This window comes from Pseudomonas ceruminis (assembly GCF_021602025.1).
GTDB classification, from domain to species: domain Bacteria; phylum Pseudomonadota; class Gammaproteobacteria; order Pseudomonadales; family Pseudomonadaceae; genus Aquipseudomonas; species Aquipseudomonas ceruminis.
In genome coordinates, this window is the sequence record NZ_BQHW01000001.1 from 443442 (window position 1) to 462563 (window position 19122).

General features: G+C 63.9%; 6 protein-coding genes and 1 pseudogene. 2 read left to right on the forward strand and 5 right to left on the reverse strand.

Annotation, left to right across the window (positions count from 1 at the left end; all coding sequences use genetic code 11):
• Window positions 1-278: 278 nt before the first annotated feature.
• Window positions 279-13232: a non-ribosomal peptide synthetase gene (locus L6D80_RS01905; protein WP_176512500.1), complete on the forward strand. Its 12954-nt coding sequence runs from the start codon at window positions 279-281 to the stop codon at window positions 13230-13232.
• 43 nt (window positions 13233-13275) lie between these two features.
• Here L6D80_RS01905 and L6D80_RS01910 read toward each other — a convergent pair whose 3' ends face one another.
• Window positions 13276-13977, reverse strand: a complete 702-nt coding sequence (locus tag L6D80_RS01910) for an ATP-binding cassette domain-containing protein (RefSeq protein ID WP_176512501.1) — start codon at window positions 13975-13977, stop codon at window positions 13276-13278.
• Entirely contained in the window at window positions 13978-14736 is a 759-nt protein-coding gene (locus tag L6D80_RS01915) for a hypothetical protein (protein ID WP_176512502.1), read from the reverse strand. It abuts the gene before it with no gap.
• Between the two features lie 742 nt (window positions 14737-15478).
• Here L6D80_RS01915 and L6D80_RS01920 point away from each other — a divergent pair.
• Window positions 15479-15662: pseudogene (locus L6D80_RS01920) on the forward strand (phosphopantetheine-binding protein); the annotation flags it as partial.
• Between the two features lie 130 nt (window positions 15663-15792).
• On the opposite strand, the gene dsbG reads toward L6D80_RS01920, so the two are convergent.
• From dsbG to dsbD, 3 genes are read right to left on the reverse strand one after another with little or no spacing between them, the layout of a single operon-like run.
• Entirely contained in the window at window positions 15793-16551 is a 759-nt protein-coding gene (gene dsbG / locus L6D80_RS01925; protein WP_176512504.1) for a thiol:disulfide interchange protein DsbG, read from the reverse strand.
• A 1-nt stretch (window position 16552) separates the two neighbouring features.
• Window positions 16553-17389 (reverse strand): TlpA disulfide reductase family protein, encoded by an 837-nt coding sequence (locus tag L6D80_RS01930; RefSeq protein WP_054899945.1) that lies wholly within the window; start codon window positions 17387-17389, stop codon window positions 16553-16555.
• Window positions 17389-19101 carry a protein-disulfide reductase DsbD gene (gene dsbD, locus L6D80_RS01935; RefSeq protein ID WP_176512505.1) on the reverse strand — a complete coding sequence of 571 codons (1713 nt, stop codon included), beginning with the start codon at window positions 19099-19101 and terminating at the stop codon, window positions 17389-17391. The genes L6D80_RS01930 and dsbD overlap by 1 nt, the downstream gene beginning before the upstream one ends.
• Between the last annotated feature and the right edge of the window lie 21 nt (window positions 19102-19122).

Sequence of the window (19122 nt, forward strand, 5' to 3'; positions counted from 1 at the left end):
GTGCGACAAACTATTCAGAATGATAATGATTGTCAAATACGAAAGTTAATGAGTATCCATTAGTTTCAGTTCTAAGCGGGCGCCGTCGGCTTGCCTGGGAAGAGGGGGGCGGCGGGCGATGAAGGTGCAACGCCCTTGCCTGCGGGATCACCCGGCTACACGGTAATTTCTTGCCCTGCCCATCCGTTCCCCTGTGTACATCCGGCTCCTGAACGCTGCCCGCCAACCGTGCGCGGGGCAGCCGGGCCGACTTACCCAGACACTGGCAGGAACACCCCATGACGGACGCCTTCGAACTCCCGCTCTCGCTGGTCCAGGCCTTGATGCAACGAGCCGCGCAGACCCCGGACCGCATCGCCTTGCGCTTTCTGGCCGATGCCCCCGGCGAGCAGGCGGTGCTCAGCTATCGGGACCTGGACATGCGCGCGCGCACCATCGCCGCGGCCTTGCAGGCCCGGGCTGGGTTCGGCGATCGCGCGGTGCTGCTGTTTCCCAGTGGCCCGGACTACGTGGCGGCATTCTTCGGTTGCCTGTATGCCGGTGTCATAGCCGTGCCGGCCTATCCGCCAGAGTCCTCGCGCCAGCATCACCAGGAGCGCCTGTTGTCGATCATCGACGACGCCGAACCGCGCCTGCTGCTGACGGTGTCGGCGCTGCACGACAGCTTGCAGGGCCTGGAAGCCCTGGCCCGCGAAAGCGCCCCCGAACTGCTGGCGGTCGATGGCCTTGACCTGGCGTTGGCCAGTGCCTGGCAGGAGCCTGCCCTGGCGGGCGATGACATTGCCTTCTTGCAGTACACCTCCGGCTCCACCGCGTTGCCCAAAGGCGTGCAAGTCAGCCACGGCAACCTGGTTGCCAACGAGCAGTTGATCCGGCACGGATTCGGTATCGATCTCAATCCCGATGACGTCATCGTCAGCTGGCTCCCCCTGTACCACGACATGGGGCTGATCGGCGGGCTGCTTCAGCCGATTTTCAGCGGTGTGCCGTGCGTGCTGATGTCGCCAGGCTACTTCCTCGCCCGGCCCCTGCGCTGGCTGCAGGCGATCAGCGAGTATGGCGGCACCATCAGCGGCGGGCCAGATTTTGCCTATCGCCTGTGCAGCGAGCGGGTCAGTGAGGCAGCCTTGGCGGGCCTTGATCTGAGCCACTGGCGCGTGGCCTATTCCGGCTCCGAACCGATCCGCCAGGACAGCCTCGACACCTTCGCCGAAAAATTTGCCGCCTGCGGCTTTGCACCCAGCAGTTTCTTCGCCAGCTATGGCCTGGCCGAAGCCACCCTGTTCGTCAGCGGCAGCCGCCGAGGCCAGGGCATCGGTGCGCTGGAGCTGGACGGCGAAGCCTTCGCCGCCAACCGCGCAGAAGCCGGCAAGGGCAGTGTGCTGATGAGCTGCGGCTTCCCCCAGCCGGGGCATGCGGTACGTATTGTCGAACCGCAGCATCGGCAGGTGCTGGGGGATAACCAGGTGGGCGAGATCTGGGCCGCCGGGCCGAGCATCGCCCTGGGTTACTGGCGTAACCCAGAGGCCAGCGCGCAGACGTTCGTCGAGATGGAAGGTCAGACCTGGCTGCGGACGGGGGACTTGGGCTTCATGCGCGAAGGCGAGGTGTTCGTTACCGGGCGCCTGAAGGACATGCTGATCGTGCGCGGTCAGAACCTCTACCCCCAAGACCTGGAAAAAACCCTGGAGCGTGAAGTCGAGCTGCTACGCAAAGGCCGTGTGGCAGTATTTGCTGTCGACGATCAGGGCGAGGAGGGGATTGGGGTTGCGGTGGAAATCAGCCGCAACGTGCAGAAGACGGTCCAGCCCGAGGCGCTGATCAAGACCCTGCGCCAAGTCATCGCTGATGCCTGCCGCCAGGCGCCGGCGGTAGTCCTGTTGCTCAACCCGGGCGCATTGCCCAAGACCTCCAGCGGCAAGTTGCAGCGCTCGGCCTGCCGCCTGCGGATGAACGATGGCAGCCTGGATTGCTGCGCGCGTTTTCCCACAGCCGCTGAGCCGGCCGATGCCACCGGTGTGGGCGATGGCCTGCAGGCCCGCATCGCCGCCGTCTGGCGCGAAGTACTCAAGGCCGAATCGGTTGCCGCGCACGACCACTTCCTGCTGCTGGGCGGCAACTCCATCGCCGCCACCCAGGTCACCGCACGCCTGGCAGATGAACTGGGTATCAACCTGAGCCTGCGCACCTTGTTCGAAGCACCGACCTTGGCCGAATACAGTGCCGCTGTGGCGGCAATCACCGCCCAAGGCGGGGGCCAGAGCACTGCAATCGCTTCGCTTGGCCGTGGCCAGGCGTTGCCTCAGTCGCTGGCGCAGAACCGCCTCTGGCTGCTGTGGCAACTGGAGCCGCAATCGGCGGCCTATAACATTCCTGCCGGCCTGCACCTGCGCGGCGAGCTGGACCCGGCGGCGCTGGACGCCGCGTTCCAGGCGCTGGTAGCACGCCACGAGTCGCTGCGCACGGTGTTCAGCGAAGATGACGGCCAGGCCCTGCAGCGCATTCTGCCCGCACTGCCGTTCACCCTGCACCGTCTGGACCTGGAAGGAGTGCCAGCCACCGACGTCGCCGCCCGCCGCGAAGCGCACGCACAGCAACCGTTCGACCTGACCCAAGGCCCGCTGCTGAGGGTGACCCTGGTGCGCCTGGATGACGATGACCACCAGTTGTGGGTGACGTTGCACCACATCGTGGCTGATGGCTGGTCGCTGAACATTTTGCTCGATGAGTTCGCCAAGCTATATGCCGCCCGATGCCAAGGCCTCCAGGCGTCTCTTGCGGCGCTGCCGCTGGGCTATGCCGACTATGGTGCCTGGCAGCGCCAGTGGCTGACCGAAGGCGAAAGCGCACGGCAACTGGCGTACTGGACAGGCCGCCTGGGCGATGACCTGCCGGTGCTCGACCTGCACCCTGATCACCCGCGTTCCAGCCAGCATGAAAACCGCGCCGCACGGTTGACCGTGAAAGTACCGGCCACATTGACCGAGGCCCTCAATGGCCTGGCGGGCGAGCAAAATGCCAGCCTGTTCATGGTGTTGCTGGCGGCCTGGCAAGGCTTGCTGCACCGTTACACCGGGCAGGCCGACATCCGCGTCGGTGTGCCCAACGCCAACCGCCCGCGCCAGGAAACCCAAGGCATGGTCGGTTTCTTCATCAACACCCAGGTGCTGCGTGCGCACGTCAATGGCCGCCTGCCGTTCGCGCACCTGCTGGCCCAGGTACGCCAGGCCACTCTTGAGGCCCAGGCCAACCAGGACTTGCCTTTCGAACAACTGCTCGAAGCGTTGCCCGGTGCACGCGAACAGGGCCTGTTCCAGGTCATGTTCAACCACCAGCAACGCGACCTTTCGGCCCTGCGCCGCCTGCCGGGCTTGCTCGCCGAGGAGCTGCCATGGCACAGCCGGGAAGCCAAGTTCGACCTGCAGTTGCACAGCGAAGAAGACCACCAGGGCCGCCTGAGCCTGGCGTTCGACTATGCGGCCGAGCTGTTCGAAGGCAGCACCGTCAAGCGCCTGGCCCAGCACTTGCTGGCCTTGCTCGAACAGGTGTGCGTGCAACCACAGCTGGCCCTGGGCGATGTTGATTTGCTCGATGAGCAAGGCCGTCGGCACCTGGTGGCCTGGGGGCAGGCCCCTGCGCCAAGACCGCAGCGCCTGGTGGTCGAGCAACTCAACGAACAGGCACGGCAGACGCCAGCGCGCATCGCCCTGGCATGGGACGGCGGCAGCCTCGATTACGCCGAATTGCACCAGCAGGCCAATCGCCTGGCTCATTACCTGCGAGACAAAGGTGTCGGCCCCGACACGTGCGTGGCCATCGCCGTAGAGCGCTCGCCGCAGTTGCTGATCGGCCTGCTGGCCATTCTCAAGGCCGGTGGCGCCTATGTGCCGCTGGACGTTGACTACCCGGCCGAGCGCCTGACCTATATGCTGCGCGATTGCCAAGCCGGCCTGCTGCTGAGCAACAGCAGCAACCTCGCCGCCTTGCCGCAGGTTGAGGGTGTCAGCGCCATTGCCCTTGACCAGTTGCACCTGGACAGCTGGCCCAGCCACGCACCCGGCCTGCACCTGCACGGTGACAACCTGGCCTACGTGATCTACACCTCCGGCTCTACCGGCCAGCCCAAGGGCGTGGGCAATACCCACGCGGCCCTGGCCGAGCGCCTGCAGTGGATGCAGGCCACCTATGCGCTGGATGACAGCGATGTATTGATGCAGAAGGCGCCGATCAGCTTCGACGTGTCGGTGTGGGAGTGCTTCTGGCCGTTGATCACCGGCTGTAAGCTGGTGCTGGCCGGCGCCGGCGAACACCGCGACCCGCAGCGTATCGCCGCGCTGGTGCAAGCGCATGGGGTGACCACGCTGCACTTCGTGCCGCCGCTGTTGCAGGTATTCGTGCAAGAGCCCCTTTGCGCCGGCTGCACCAGCTTGCGAAGGCTGTTCTCGGGTGGCGAGGCCCTGTCGGCCAGCCTGCGCGACCGTGTGCTGCAACGGCTGCCGCAGGTGCAGTTGCATAACCGCTATGGCCCGACCGAAACCGCCATCAACGTCACCCATTGGCACTGCCGGGCCGAGGACGGCGTGCGTTCGCCGATCGGCCGCCCGCTGGGCAACGTGACCTGTCGAGTGCTCGACACCGAGCTGGCGCTGGCCGCCCCCGGCGTGCCGGGTGAGTTGTACCTGGGCGGTGCGGGCCTGGCCCGTGGCTACCTGGGCCGCCCAGGCCTCACCGCTGAGCGCTTCGTGCCCCAGCCGGACGGTAATGGCGAACGCCTGTACCGCAGTGGCGATCGCGCGCGCTGGCACGTGCAGGCCGAAGCCCTGGAATACCTGGGTCGCCTCGACCAGCAGGTGAAAGTGCGTGGTTTCCGTGTCGAACCTGAAGAGGTCCAGGCCTGCCTGCTTGGCCAGCCGGGTGTCGAGCAGGCGCTGGTGCTGATCCACCAGGATGGCGTCGGAGCGCAACTGGTCGGCTACTACAGCGGCCCCGCGCAGGCCGATACGCTGCTGGCCAACCTGACCGAGCGGCTGCCCGCTTATATGGTACCGGCGCAGTTGATTGCTCTGGCCCACATGCCCCTGGGGCCCAGCGGCAAGGTCGATCGCAAGGCGCTGCCTGCGCCGGTCTGGCACCAGCGTGAGCATATCGAGCCACAGACTGCGCTGCAGCAGCAGGTTGCGGCCATCTGGCGGGAGGTACTCAACCTGCCGCGCGTGGGCCTGCACGACGACTTTTTCGCCTTGGGCGGCCACTCGCTGCTGGCCACCCAGATCGTTTCGCGTACCCGCCAGGCGTGCGATGTCGAGCTGCCGTTGAAGGTGCTGTTCGAGGCCAGTGAACTGGCCGCCTTCTGTGCCGAGATCGCACGCATCCGCGAGGCCGGTGAGCACAACCTGCAAGGCGAGATCGCCCGGGTCGACCGCCGCCAGGCAGTCCCCCTGTCGTATTCGCAGCAGCGCATGTGGTTCCTCTGGCAGATGGAGCCGGACAGCCCGGCCTACAATGTCGGCGGCATGGCGCGCCTGCGCGGCACGTTGCACGTGGATGCCTTCGAACGCGCGCTTCAAGCCTTGATCGTGCGCCACGAAACCCTGCGTACTACGTTCCCTGCCATCGACGGTGTGCCGTACCAGTGCGTGGCCGACGACAGTACCGTGCAGCTGGACTGGCAGGACTTCAGCGCCTTGCCAGCCGATAGCCGCCAGCAGCGCCTGCAGCAGTTGGCTGATGCGCAGGCGCACCAGCCGTTCGACCTGGAGCGCGGCCCGCTGCTGCGCGCCTGCCTGGTCAAGGCCCAGGAGCGCGAACATTACTTCGTGCTGACCCTGCACCACATTGTTACCGAAGGCTGGGCGATGGATATCTTCGCCCGCGAACTGGGGGAGCTGTACGAAGCCTTCGTCGACGACCGTGAGTCACCGTTGGCACCGCTGCCGGTGCAGTACCTGGACTACAGCGTATGGCAACGGCAGTGGTTGGAAAGCGGCGAGGGCGCGCGACAGCTGGCCTACTGGAAGGCTCGCCTGGGCGATGAACACCCGGTGCTGGCCCTGCCCGCTGACCGTCCACGCCCGGCCGTTCAGAGCCACCGGGGCGAGTTGTTCCGTTTCGACCTCGACCCGGCACTGGCCGCCCGCGTGCACGCGTTCAACAGCCAGCGCGGGCTGACCCTGTTCATGACCATGACCGCCACCCTGGCCGCGTTGCTGCACCGCTACAGCGGCCAGCGCGACCTGCGCATCGGCGCGCCGGTGGCCAACCGCATCCGCCCGGAAAGCGAAGGGCTGATCGGCGCCTTCCTCAACACCCAGGTCCTGCGCTGCGAGCTGGACGGACAGATGACCGCTGCCACCTTGCTCGAGCAGGTACGCCAGGCTGCCATCGAAGCTCAGTCGCATCAGGACCTGCCGTTCGACCAGCTGGTCGAGGCCCTGCAACCGCCCCGCAGCAGCGCTTACAACCCGTTGTTCCAGGTAATGTGCAACGTTCAGCGCTGGGCCTTCCAGCAAAGCCGTGAACTGGCCGGCATGCAGGTGGATTACCTGGTCAACGATGCCAGCGCCACCAAGTTCGACCTGTACCTGGAGGTGACCGACCTCGACGGCCGCCTGGGGTGCTGCCTGACCTACAGCCGCGACCTGTTCGACGAGCCGCGTATCGCGCGTATGGCCGAGCATTGGCAGCAGTTGCTGGCGGGCCTGCTCGACGACCCGCAGCAACGCCTGTGTGAACTGCCGATGCTGGCCGACGCCGAACAGCAGGCATTGGTCAGCCAGTTGCAGGGCGAGCACAACGTCGCCCTCGACCACACCCTGCATGGCCTGTTTGCCGCCCAGGCCGCGCGCACGCCGCACGCCGGTGCATTGACCTTTGCAGGCCAGCACCTGAGCTACGCCGAGCTTGATCAACAGGCCAACCGCCTGGCCCGTGCCTTGCGCGAGCGCGGTGTGGGCCCGCAGGTGCGGGTGGGCCTGGCCCTGGAGCGCTCGCTGGAAATGGTCGTCGGCCTGCTGGCCATTCTCAAGGCCGGTGGCGCCTACGTGCCACTGGACCCGGAATACCCACTCGATCGCCTGCGCTACATGATCGAGGACAGCCGCATCGGCCTGCTGCTTAGCCAGCGCACGTTGCTCGACACACTCGGCGAACTGCCCGAGGGAGTGGCGCGCTGGAGCCTGGAGGACGATGCCAACAGCCTGTCGGCGTACAGCGATGCACCGCTGGACAACCTCAACCTGCCGCAGCACCAGGCCTACCTGATCTATACCTCCGGGTCCACCGGCAAACCCAAGGGCGTGGTGGTCAGCCACGGTGAAATCGCCATGCATTGCCAGGCGGTGATTGCGTCCTTCGGCATGCGCAGTGACGACTGCGAACTGCATTTCTATTCGATCAACTTCGACGCTGCCAGCGAACGCTTGCTGGTGCCCTTGCTCTGTGGTGCCCGCGTGGTATTGCGTGCCCAGGGCCAATGGGGCGCCGAGGACATCTGCCAACTGGTGCGCGAGCAACGGGTGAGCATCCTGGGCTTCACCCCAAGCTACGGCAGCCAGCTGGCCCAGTACCTGGCAGGGCAAGGCCAGCAGTTGCCAGTGCGCTTGGTGATCACTGGCGGTGAAGCGCTGACGGGCGAGCACCTGCAACGGATCCGACAGGCCTTTGCCCCGCAGCAGTGCTTCAACGCCTATGGCCCGACCGAGACGGTGGTCATGCCACTGGCCTGCCAGGCCCCGGACACCTTGCCCGGCGACGCGGGCAGTGTGCCGATCGGCAGGGTGATCGGGGCGCGCAGCGCCTATATCCTCGACGACGACCTGGCCTTGCTGCCGCAAGGTGGCATCGGTGAATTGTATGTCGGCGGTGCCGGCCTGGCTCAGGGTTACCACGACCGCCCCGGGTTAAGTGCCGAACGCTTTGTCGCCGACCCGTTCAGCCACGACGGTGGGCGCCTGTACCGTACCGGCGACCTGGTGCGCCTGCGCGCCGACGGCTTGGTGGAGTACGTCGGCCGTGCCGACCAGCAGGTGAAGATCCGCGGCTTCCGCATCGAACTGGGCGAAATCGAAAGCCGCCTGCAGGAACATGCCGATGTCGACGAGGCGGTGGTGCTGGCCCTGGACCTGCCCGGTGGCAAGCAACTGGTGGGTTACCTGGTGTGCAAACAGGCCGGCGCCGACAGCCAGGCCCAGGCCCGCCTGCGTGAAGCGGTCAAGGCCGATGCCCGCCAGCACCTGCCGGACTACATGGTGCCGGCACACCTGGTGCTGTTGGGCAGCCTGCCGCTGATGGGCAACGGCAAGCTCGATCGCCGGGCCTTGCCGCTGCCGGATCTTGAGCAGGCGCGCCAACACTACCAGGCGCCGGGCAACCCCCTGGAGGTGCAACTGGCGCAGGTATGGCGCGATGTGCTCAACGTTTCCCAGGTGGGCGTGCAGGACAATTTCTTCGAGCTGGGTGGCGATTCGATTTTGTCCATCCAGGTGGTCAGCCGGGCCCGTCAGCTTGGCCTGCAGTTCACCCCACGTGACCTGTTCCAGCACCAGACCATCCAGACCCTGGCTGCCGTGGTCAGCCGTAGCGAGGCACCGAGCGCCATCGAACAAGGCCTGCGTCAGGGGCACAGCGGCCTGACGCCGATCCAGCACTGGTTCTTCGACAGTGACGTCACCCACCCCCAGCACTGGAACCAGGCTGTGCTGCTGGAGGCACGCCAGCCGCTGGCTGCAGCCACCCTGGAACCGGCTCTGGCCGCATTGGTGGCGCACCATGACAGCCTGCGCCTGCGTTTCACCCAGGCCAATGGCCGCTGGCAGGGCGACTTCGCCGCACCCGCCAGCGAGCAGTTGCTGTGGACCGCCACGGTGGCCGACCTCGATGACTGCCAGGCGCTGTACACCGACGTACAACGTAGCCTCGACCTGGAGCGCGGCCCGTTGCTGCGTGCCTTGCTGGTCAGTGACGGCGAAGGCGCCCAGCGCCTGTTGTTGGCGATTCATCACCTGGTGGTCGACGGCGTGTCCTGGCGTGTACTGCTCGAAGACCTGCAGGCGCTGTACCGTGGCCAGCCGCTGGCAGCCAAGACCCATGCCCTGGCCGACTGGGCCGCGCGCCTGGCCAGCTATGCCGGCAGCGATTCGCTGCGTGACGAGCTCAGCTGGTGGGAGGGGCAACTGGGCAACGTGCGCCACGAACTGCCCTGTGATCACACGCAAGGTGGCAACCTGCACCGGCATGCCAATACCCTGACCATCGGCCTGGACGTGGACCAGACCCGCCAGTTGCTGCAGCAGGCTCCGGCGGCCTACCACACCCAGGTCAACGATCTGCTGCTGACCGCCCTGGCGCGCACCCTGTGCCGCTGGACCGGCGACGATGAAGTGTTGGTGCAGCTCGAAGGCCATGGCCGCGACGGCCTGTTCGAGGATATGGACCTGACCCGCAGTGTCGGCTGGTTCACCAGCGCCTACCCAGTACGCTTGAGCCCGCACACGGGCCAGGACGAGGGCGCGCGTGCCACGTCTATCAAGCGGATCAAGGAACAACTGCGTCAGGTCCCCCACAAGGGGCAGGGCTATGGCGTGCTGCGCTACCTGGCTGACGAAACCGGGCGTGAACGCATGGCGGCACTGCCGCAGGCGCGGATTACCTTCAACTACCTGGGCCAGTTCGACCAGCAGTTCGACGCCGCTGCCTTGTTCCAGCCACTGGACGCACCTGCGGGCCTGGCCCATGACCTGGAAGCGCCGCTGCCAAACTGGCTCAGCGTCGACGGCCAGGTTTACGGCGGGGCGTTGCAGCTGCGCTGGACCTACAGCACCGAGCGCTTCGACGAGCAGACCATTGCACGATTGGCCGAAGCGTATCGCCAGGAGCTGCTGGCCGTGGTCGCTCACTGCCTGGTCGATGGCAACGGCAGCTTTACCCCGTCTGACTTCCCGTTGGCTCACCTGAGCCAGGAGCAGATCGACGCGCTGCCGGTTCCCGCCGCCCACATCGAGGACGTGTATCCGCTGACGCCGATGCAGGAGGGCCTGTTGTTGCACACGTTGCTGGAGCCGGGCACTGGCATCTATTACATGCAGGACCGCTACCGCATCAACAGCGCCCTTGACCCGCAGCGCTTCGCCGTGGCCTGGCAGGCCGTGGTCGCGCGCCATGAGGCGCTGCGCGCGTCGTTCTGCTGGAACGCGGGCGAAGCAATGCTGCAGATCATCCACAAACCGGGCCATACGCCGGTGGACTATCAGGACTGGCGCGGCCTTGACGAGACGACCCAGGAACAGCGCCTGCAAGCGCTGCACAAGCAGGAGCGCGAGGCCGGTTTCGAACTGCTGCGCGAAGCACCGTTCCACCTGCGCCTGGTACGGGTCGACGAGCAACGCTACTGGTTCATGATGAGCAACCACCACATCCTCATCGATGCCTGGTGCCGCTCGCTGCTGATGAACGACTTCTTCGAGATCTACCAGGCGTTGGGCGACGGGCGTCAGGCCCAGTTGCCGGTGCCACCGCGCTACCGCGACTACATCGGCTGGCTGCAACGCCAGGACCTGGATGATGCCCGTGGCTGGTGGCAGGCCAACCTCGCCGGTTTCGAACGCGCCACGGCGCTGCCCAGCGACCGCCCGTTGCGCAACGATCATGCCGGTGACGGCATGGTGGTCGGCGACTGCCACACACGCCTGGCGGTCAGCGACGGCGTACGCCTGCGCGAGCTGGCCCAGGCTCACCAGTTGACCATCAATACCTTTGCCCAGGCGGCTTGGGCGCTGGTGCTGGCGCGCTACAGCGGTGATCGCGACGTGGCCTTCGGCGTCACCGTGGCTGGGCGCCCGGTGAGCATGCCGCAGATGCAACGCACCGTGGGCCTGTTCATCAACAGTATCGCCCTGCGGGTACAACTGCCCGAACCAGGCCAGCGATGCAGTGTGCGCCAGTGGCTGCAAAGCCTGCTGGAGCGCAACATGGAGCTGCGCGAGTACGAGTACCTGCCACTGGTGACGATCCAGGCGTGCAGCGAACTGCCCAAGGGCCAGCCGCTGTTCAACAGCTTGTTCGTGTTCGAGAACGCACCGGTGGAAACCGCCGTGCTCGACCATGCCCAGCACCTGAACGCCAGCTCCGATTCGGGCCGTACCCACACTAACTTCCCGTTGACCGCGGTGTGCTACCCAGGCGACGACCTGGGGCTGCACCTGTCGTTCGACCAGCGCTACTTCGACTTCCCCACCGTCGAACGTCTGCTGGCCGAGTTCAAGCGCTTGCTGCTGGCCCTGGTGCAGGGTTTTGAAGGGCAGGTAAGCGAGCTGCCACTGCTGGGTGACGATGAACAGCGCTTCCTGCTCGAGGACTGCAACCGCACCGAGCATGCCTACGCGCTGGAGCAGAGCTACGTTGCGCAGTTCGAGGCGCAGGTGGCTGCGCACCCTGAACGCACCGTGGCCCGTTGCCTGGAGGCGAGCTACGACTACGCCGGGCTGAACCTGGCGGCCAACCGCCTGGGCCATGCGCTGGTCGCAGCGGGGGTCGCCATCGATCAGCCGGTCGCGCTGCTGGCCGAGCGCGGCCTGCCGCTGCTTGGCATGATCGTTGGCAGTTTCAAGGCGGGCGCGGGCTACCTGCCGCTGGACCCAGGCCTGCCATCGGCGCGCCTGCAGCGCATCGTCGAGCTCAGCCGCACACCCGTTCTGGTGTGCAGCGCAGCCTGTGCCGAGCAAGCCCGCCAGTTGCTCGACACACTGACGGGCGTGGCGCGGCCGCACCTGTTGGTGTGGGAGGACATCCAGGCGAGCAATAGTGCCAGCCACAACCCCGGCATCCACAGTGGGCCGGGCAACCTCGCCTATGTCATCTACACCTCAGGCTCCACCGGGTTGCCCAAAGGGGTAATGGTCGAGCAGCGCGGCATGCTCAACAACCAGCTGAGCAAGGTGCCTTACCTGGCACTGAGCGAGCATGATGTGATCGCCCAGACCGCCTCGCAGAGCTTCGATATCTCGGTATGGCAGTTCCTCGCTGCGCCCTTGTTCGGGGGCAGGGTCGAGATCGTACCCAACGCCATCGCGCACGATCCGCAGGGCTTGCTGGCCCATGTGCAGGCCACTGGCATCACTGTGCTGGAAAGCGTACCGTCGCTGATCCAGGGCATGCTGGCCAGCGATCACCAGGCGCTCGATGGCCTGCGCTGGATGCTGCCAACTGGCGAAGCCATGCCGCCGGAACTCGCTGCGCAATGGCTGCAGCGCTACCCGCACATCGGCCTGGTCAACGCCTATGGCCCGGCAGAGTGTTCCGATGATGTGGCGTTCTTCCGCGTCGACCTTGCCTCGACCCGGGGCAGCTACCTGCCGATTGGTACACCAACCGACAACAACCGCCTGTACCTCTATGGCGAGGATCAAGCGCTGGTGCCGTTGGGCGCGGTGGGCGAGCTGTGTGTTGCCGGTACCGGGGTGGGCCGTGGCTACGTCGGTGACCCGGTGCGCACTGCGCTGGCGTTCATCCCGCACCCGCACGGCGCGCCGGGCGAGCGTCTGTACCGAACCGGCGACCTGGCACGTCAGCGCCCGGACGGTGTGCTCGAATATGTCGGCCGTATCGACCACCAGGTGAAGATCCGCGGCTACCGCATCGAGCTGGGTGAAATCGAAGCCCGCCTGCACGAGCAGGTCGAAATCCGCGATGCCGCGGTTGGCGTGCAGGACGGGGTCAACGGCAAGCATCTGGTCGGTTACCTGGTCGCCCATCAGGGTGTCGTGGCTGACGCCGTGCTGCTGGAGCAGGTCAAGCAACGCCTGCGCGCCGACCTGCCGGACTACATGGTGCCGCTGCACTGGGCCTGGTTCGACAGCCTGCCGCACAATGCCAACGGCAAGCTAGACCGCAAGGCCCTGCCGGTCATTGAGATCGGCGGCCAGCACAGTCAGGCATACCTGGCGCCGCGCGACGAACTGGAGGGCGTGCTTGCCGGTATCTGGGCCGACGTGCTCAAAGCCGAGCGGGTAGGGGTGCACGACAACTTCTTCGAGCTGGGCGGGCATTCGCTTCTGGCAACGCAGATTGCCTCGCGGGTGCAGAAACAGCTGCGGCTGAACGTGCCCCTGCGGGCGATGTTCGAGTGCGGTACGGTCGAAGAGCTGGCTGAGTATGTGCGCGGGCTGCAGGGCACTGCGCTGGATGAGGGCAAGGTCGAGCGGCTGAGTGATCTGATGGCGGAGCTGGAGGGGTTGTGACGGGTACGGGGGCGCTTAGCGCCCCTTTTCGCGGTTGACGTTATCACAATGAGGCATTGACGAACGCTTCATCAAGCGACGTAGCGCGGTGGCGAGCCATGAACGCTTCTCCACTGCTGAATGCTTCGACTTGTCTGTTAGCCAGCATGTAAAAGCGGTGGCAATTGGTTGTGATCTCTTCTGTGTAATGCGAAGAAATGAGGACGCTTGCACCTTCTAGGCATGCATGGTTGATGCCCAGCCATATGTAATGTCGAAATTCAGGGTCTAAGCCCGCGGTGGGCTCATCGAGAATGATCAAGTCGTTGTTCAGAAGCAGCAATGTTAAGGCAAAAAAGCTGCGTATTTCTCCATAACTGCACGTGGAGGCTTTTTTGGGGGAGATGTCAGCATATCGCTTGGACAGTGATGGCGACCATTGATTTAATCTTGCAACTATTTCGGAGTGAGTGGGTGGTGTGTTTGAGTTAAGGTTGCAGATGAGTTGGCCGATTTCGCCCATTCGTAGTAAAGGTGGGGGCGTAATAATTTGGGTGAGATAGGCGGGTCGCTGGGAACGGTTGATAATGTTGCCGTGCGTGGCGTTTTTTATTCCGCAAATGAGATCGAAGAGTGTTGTTTTGCCGGCACCGTTGCAACCTAATAGGCCTAGCATTTCGCCCTTTCTGATAGAGAGTGTCAGGTTGTCAATGATGGTTTTGTTGTCATGGCGAAAGCTCAGGTTTTCTATTTTTAAGAGGGTCATTTAATAGCGGCTCCATATGGGCTGGACTCTGAAATATCGTCCTGTGAGGTAGAGTGCGATCAGTGCCGACACCAGCGCTGCCGAAAAACTGTTGAGCAATGAGAGTTCGTTGTTAAATAGCTTGGTGCTCAAGTACAGCGGATTGAGCAGCGTCAGCGAGTGCGGGGTAGCCGGACCTTGCACTGCGCCTGTATATCCAGAAATCAACATAAGAAATGACATCAGCGAAAATAGTGTGCTGGAAGTGCTGAATTTAATTGGCAATGCAGCGATGCCGAGTCCGATGCAGGTAAAGAAGAGGTAGCTAGTGTAAAAAGATGCCAATAAACGCGATAGCTCGATCAGTGAGTAGTGGCCGTATAGAGGTTTGGTTGCGAGGTAGAAAAGGAAGGCATAGCCAACGCTAATTATTGAGTAGCTGCAGAAGTGTGCGATCAGGAAACGCCTAATTGCATCGCGCTGATAAATGAATGATCGAATAAAGCCACTTTCTCTTCGGCCGATCAAGTAAAAGCTGAACCCAAAAAAAGCGACGCTTGCGGAAATGTATGAAAAGAACCATGCGGCCGAGCCGGTATAAGATGGAGGGGGCGCGCCAGGCGCATGATGTTGCTGCGTTGTGATCACGAATAGTATGCACGGCGCAATGGCTGACCATAAAAGTGCTGTGGGTTCCCTTGCGTGTTCTGTGATCAATATTCTTGTGATGTTGACTACTATTCTTGGGTTGAGTGAGAGGATGGTTAAGTGCATTTTCATGGGAATGGCACCATGTGAGATAATTGGCTGGCAATAACGTCATTGCGGAAAAGCATGGAGTACCTGCTTTCCAGATTTAGATAATGTGCGTTATTCATGTGGAGGAACAGGTTGGGTGATAAATACTTGCAGATGTATAAGGGTTCTGCTTCTAAGTTGAGAGTTTCGTAGTTGCAAATTCTGACTGTTTTCATGTTGCCCCAACTGCAAGGGGCGGGCGCCCGTGAACAGATCGCCCACACGCCCGCGTTTTAGTTAAAGGGTCGCTGAAGCGTTGGAGTCAATAGCGTCACCTTCGCTACCACCGGAGCCACCACTACCCTCATTACACCCGCCTCCATGAATTTCCATGATATTTCCTTGTTTTTATAGTTGCCGAAATGTGCGGGCGTGTAGAGGTGTAGAAGGTTGGCGGACCTGTGTCAATGAGTTGTTGGGGGTGGATGAGTACTTTACGATTTTCTTGTTTGTTTAATTGAATGTATTGCTGTAGGACGGTTCTTAACTCTTTTCTTGCTTAGGTCTGAGGCTTTATTTTTGTGGTGTTATTTCTGAATTTCATGTAATAAATTTCTTTTTCTTAGATGTGAAAAAGATTTCTTTGATTTAAGAAGTTTCTTTGGTGTTTTGGTTTTGATTTTAAATGATTGCTGGGGCGAGGCGGCGTTTAATGGCAGGAGGCACAAGATGAGTGCTTCGAGATGTGTAGGAGATGCCGAGAGTTAAGAAACACGCATTTGCTGTTGCCGTGCAGATTGCATCGCGGATGCAACGATTTGCAGTTCAACGTCCCACGGCGGGCGATGTTCGAGTGCGGTACGGTCGAAGAGCTGGCTGAGTATGTGCGTGGGCTGCAGGGCACTGCGCTGGATGAGGGCAAGGTCGAGCGGCTCAGTGACCTTATGGCCGAACTCGAAGGGATGTAGGAAAACGGGGGCGCTGGGCGCCCATTTCGTCGGCAAGCCGGCCCACAGGTACAACACGGCTCATGGGCGCAGTGGAATACCTGTGGGAGCCGGCTTGCCGGCGATGAGGCCGATATAGCCGGCTGATCATTCAGCGCTTACCGAGAATCTTCCCCAACATCTCCGGCCGCGGCGCCCCTTGCTGGCTTTGCAGGTTACCTTGCTCATCCTGATAGAAGATCGCCGGCGTGGCCTGCAAGCCCATTTCTTCCATCAAGGCCAGGTTCGCCGCCAGTTTCTGCTGCACCGCCTCTGGCACTTTGTCCAGCGCTTTCAGGGTACTGGCCTTGCCGGCTTTCTCATGCTGTTCCAGCGCTTTGGCTGGGTCCTTGGCGGCCAGCAGTGCCGCCGACTTGCCCGGGCTGTCCTCGCGGATGATGCCGACCATGATATGGCGCAGCTGCACCTTGCCCGACTCTACCCACGGCCGCGCCTGCTGCCAGAACATGTTGCAGTACGGGCAGTTGGGGTCGCTGAACAGGTAGACCTTGCGCGATGCATCGGCTTTGCCGTCAGCGATCCAGCTGGTCTTTTCCAGTTTCGCCCAGATGGCCTTGGACATGGGGCCGTACACCAGCTTTTCCAGCGGCTCGGCACTGAGGTCCTGGCCTTGTTCATCGAACAGGCTGCCGACCAGCACATGTTTGCCATCAGGCGTGAGGTACAGGGCGATGCCGTTGTTCTGGTACTCGGCGGCATAGCCGCGCAGGCCGTTGGGCGCATCGAAACTGCCCTTGATCACGGCGCCCTTGGCTTGCAGTTGCTGGATCGCCTTGGGCAGCTCATCGGCTTGCACCAGCGGGGCGGCCAGCAGGGCCAGGGACAGGGGCAGCAGGGCAGTCAATCGCATGTCAGTTTCCTTGTGCGGCAGGGGCGGGCGCGGCGGCCCGTTGGAAAGGTTCCAGGGCGTGGCGCAGGCTGGCCCGGGACAGCTCGCCCAGGTGGCTGCCGATCAGCCGCCCTTCGGCGTCGTAGAACAGTGTGGTGGGCAGGGCCATCGACCCGACCCGCTGGGCCAGCAGGCCGGTACCGTCGAACAGCACATGGGTCAGGCTCAACCCGGTGGTGGCGAGGAACGTGCTCACGTTTTCAGGGGTTTCGCCCTGGTTGACGAACAGGAAGGTCACGTGCGGGTACTCGCCCTGAGCCTGTTGCAACACGGGCATTTCCCGTCGGCACGGTGGGCACCAGGTGGCCCAGATGTTGATGACCAGCGGCTTGCCCCGGTAGCTGTGCAGCGCGACCGATTGCCCGCTGGCATTGCGCAGGCTCAGCTCGGGCAGCTCGGTACCTTTGCTGTAAAGATGGCTGCCCAGGCTGGCCAGGCCCCAGAACAGGGCGCCACTGAAGAGTGCCCAGCCTAGCGGGCGGCGTAGCCCGGGGTGGCGCCAACCCTGCCACAGGGTGGCGAGCACGATGCCGACAAGGCCCGACCAGAGCAGGAAGCCACCGTCGCGGATGTCGATGACCTGCAGCAAGTCATCGCGGTACATCGACCAGTAGGCCAGGACGAAGCCCAGCCGAGCGCACAGCAGGCCGACCAGGAACAGGTTGAACAGCGCCGACTCCGGGCTTTCACCGCCACGGCGGGCAACCCACCAGCCGACCAGGCTGGCGATGCCCAGCGCGGCCAGCATCAACAGGTGATTGAGGGCCATGGTCAATGGCCCGAGGGTTACCGTCAGCATCAGCCTTGGCTCCTGGTCAGGGCCCAGTGTTGCAGGAATGCGGCCGCATCCACCTCGCCGGTGATACGCCGGGCGCGGCGTTCTTCACCCTCCGGGCCCAGCCAGATGATGCTGGGCGGGCCGGGCACCTGGTAGCGCTGCAACAGAGCGCGGCTGGCAGGCGAGTCGGCGGTCACGTCCAGGCGCAGCAGGTGCACATCAGCAAGACTGGCCTGTACCTCACTGCGGGCGAACACGTGCTTCTCCATGACCTTGCACGAGACGCACCAATCGGCATAGTAATCGAGCATCACCCACTGGCCACGGGCCTTGGCGGCGTCCAGCTCACGTTGCAGCGCTTCAGGGCTGCTGACCGTGGTGAAGGTGTCTTCGGCAGGTTGCATGGCCACCGGCGTTGCCCCGCCAGTGAACGGACGCAAGGGTTGCCAGAGGTCATCGCCACCGGCCGCCGCACCGACCAGCAGCAGGCCGCCCCACAGGGCGCCCAGCAGCGGCAGCGCTCGCAAAGCCGGCAAGCGCTGCAGCGCTGGCCAGGCAGCCCAGCCCAGGGCGATCAGCCAGGCACCGCTCAAGGCCAGCAGCAGCGGGGCGGCCAGCAGGCTGCGCACGGTGTACAGGGCCATGGCCAGGAACACGAAACCGAACACGCCCTTGACCCGGTTCATCCAGGCGCCCGGACGTGGCAGGTAGCGGTTGCCCAGGGTCACCAGCAGCAACAGTGGCAGCCCCATGCCCAGGCCCAGGCTGAACAGCACCAGCGCGCCCTGCAGCACATCGCCGCTTTGCGCGATATAGAGCAGCGCGCCGGCCAGCGGCGCGGTCATGCAAGGGCCCAGCAGCAGCCCCGAGAGTGCGCCCAGCAGCGCCGCACCATACAGGTTGCCACCGCGGGTGCCTTGCCCTGCACGGTCCAGGCGGTCACGCACGGCGGCCGGCAGTTGCAGTTCGAAGGCGCCGAACATGGGCAAGGCAAGCACCACGAACAGCCCTGCCAGGCTACCTAGCAGCCAGGGTTGCTGCAGCCAGGCCTGCAGGCTGGCGCCCAGCAGTGCGGCAACCACACCCAGCGCCGCATACACCAGTGCCATGCTCAGCACGTAGACGCCGGCCAGCAGCCAACCCCGCCGCGCGCTGGCGCCGTTACCCAGCACCAGCCCGGCCAGGATCGGCAGCATGGGGAGTGAGCAGGGCGTGAACGCCAGCAGCAGGCCGAGGCCGAAGAAGGCGACCAGGCTCCACGCCAGGCTGGTGCTTTGCAGGCCGCTGGCCAGGGCCTGGTCACTGGCCTGATCGGCGACCGGTGTGGCGCTGCCGCCCAGGTCGATGACCGTGGTCTGTGGCGGATAGCACAGGCCGGCATCGGCGCAGCCCTGCCACCCCAGGCGCAATTGCCCTTGGGCATTGGCCGGTATCAGCAGCTCGAGCTGGTCGCGGTACACCGCGCTGTCACCGAAGAATTCGTCATGGTGGTTCAGGGCAGCGGGCAGCTGCGGGTGCTGGTCGACGGCCAGGCCATCGAACTTCAGGCGTTTCTGGTACAGGTAGTAACCCTGTTTGATCTGGAAGAACAGGCGCATCTGGCCGTCGGCCTGGCGGTCCTGGGTGAGGACGAAGGCCTGGTCGACCGGCAGGAAGTCGGGTTTGACGTCGAACGGGTTGGCCTGCAACGGGCCGGCTAGCAGGAATGTCAGGAAGAGCAGGAGAACGCGCATGTCTTCGCCTTGGCAGTACGT